3 protein-coding genes are annotated in these 1,606 nt (G+C 70.4%); 1 reads left to right on the forward strand and 2 read right to left on the reverse strand.

Features of this window, described 5'->3' with window-relative positions:
• The first annotated feature begins 18 nt into the window (after positions 1 to 18).
• On the forward strand, positions 19 to 228 hold the full coding sequence (locus tag GUY60_RS37500; RefSeq protein ID WP_161705968.1) for a hypothetical protein: 210 nt from the start codon (positions 19 to 21) through the stop codon (positions 226 to 228).
• Between the two features lie 7 nt (positions 229 to 235).
• Here the strand turns inward: GUY60_RS37500 and mscL are convergent, their stop codons facing one another.
• Positions 236 to 790 carry a large conductance mechanosensitive channel protein MscL gene (gene mscL, locus GUY60_RS37505; RefSeq protein WP_312866576.1) on the reverse strand — a complete coding sequence of 185 codons (555 nt, stop codon included), beginning with the start codon at positions 788 to 790 and terminating at the stop codon, positions 236 to 238.
• Positions 791 to 898: 108 nt separating this feature from the next.
• Positions 899 to 1,396 carry a hypothetical protein gene (locus tag GUY60_RS37510; protein WP_161705969.1) on the reverse strand — a complete coding sequence of 166 codons (498 nt, stop codon included), beginning with the start codon at positions 1,394 to 1,396 and terminating at the stop codon, positions 899 to 901.
• Positions 1,397 to 1,606: the final 210 nt, after the last annotated feature.

The following is a 1,606-nucleotide window of genomic DNA, read 5'->3' on the forward strand; positions in this document are numbered from 1 at the left end:
GCCCCGTACCCTGGAGGCATGAGCAGTGCCGCCCCCGCCCCCGGACCGCGAGACGCGAAGCCCCGGACCGAGCCGAAGGTCACCCCGGCCCAAGCCCTGAACTTCGACGATCCACTGGACCAGCAGTCCGCGGACGATACGGACCAGGGGTGGGGCGAGCGGCCCAGCGGCAACAGCGCCGCCGACTTGGCGCGCTTCCTCGACGAGAAGCCGCCCCACCACCTCTGAGCGTTCGCTACTTGCTGGTGTCCACCGGACCGCCGGAAGGACCACCGCTGTCCCCGGAACCGCCGCTGTCCCCGGAACCACCGACGGCACCGGCGCTGCCAGGACCGCCGTGCTGAGCGAGCAGCGCGTCCCGGATCTCCTTGAGCACCTCGAGCTCGCTGATCTCGAGCGTCTCCTGGACGCCCTCCTTGGCCTTCCGCCGCGCTTCCATCTTGGCCAGGTACTTCGACATCGGCAGCACCATCAGGAAGTAGACGACCGCTGCGGTGATCACGAAGCTGAGGGCGGCGCTGAGGACCGTGCCCCACATGATGAGGATGCCGGAGGTGACCTCCCCGTCCTTGGACGAGCACGGGCCCTTCAGGCAGGAGGTGTACTGCTCCAGGTCCTGAGTGCCGAACGCGCCGACCAGCGGGTTGATCACGCCCTTGACGACCGAGTTCACGATGTTCGTGAACGCCGCGCCGATGACCACAGCGACGGCCAGATCGATCACGTTCCCGCGCAGCAGGAACGTCTTGAAGCCCTCCAGAACGCCCGGCTTCTTCTCCTCGCTCACCACGGAGCCCTTCCTCGTAGGTGCCAATGACCGTGCAATTAGGCCCGGCGCGTAGGAGGTGCGTCCAATCCACAGACACGATCAGGTGAGTTGACAAGACATCAGTGCTGATCAACATACGACCACTGCCAGGCGGGAGTTGAGGCTCGCACCGGCCAACTCGGCTGCTGCGGCGCGCGGTACGGAGAGCACCAGCAGCGCCCCGTCCTGACCCGGACCGTCCTGACCGGGAGGGCCCTCGCCCACCGTCACATCGGACACCCGCGCACCCGCCACCACCCGCGAGGCGTCCGCGCCGGAAGCGGGCGCCGAGATGACGTCCACCCGGTCGCCGGGGCGCAGCAGCCGCACCGTCTCCGCGTCCGCGATCCGTACAGGGGCGCGCACGAGCTCCAGGTCAGGCCGGGATCGGCCGCCCGGCGCGGAGTCGCGGTGGTCGCCCTCCGCCCGGCCCGCGGAGGCGAAGCCGTGTGGGCCGGCCGTCGCGAGCGCGGCGGCCGCCATCGCGAGGCCGGCGGCCACGGTGCGACGGTTACGGCCGCGGCGCAGCGCACCCCGCACCCGGCCGCCGCGCAGCCGCAGCGGAGCGAAGGGCGGAACCTCGCGCAACGGAGGGACCGGGGGTGGAGTCGAAGGGAAGTGCTGAGGAGAGACGTGGGCGCAGGAGCGCGGGGACAAGGCAACCACCGCCTGCCGTGAGGGAATTCGCCGGAACGCCCCTCACGATCCACGGTCCGCACCGATCCCGCCGAGCCCTGTGGACAACCGCCGGGTTGTGGACAACTCCCTCACCCGAAGGGGAAGTTCCGCCCCCTATCC

The organism is Streptomyces boluensis (genome assembly GCF_009908195.1).
GTDB lineage: Bacteria > Actinomycetota > Actinomycetes > Streptomycetales > Streptomycetaceae > Streptomyces > Streptomyces boluensis.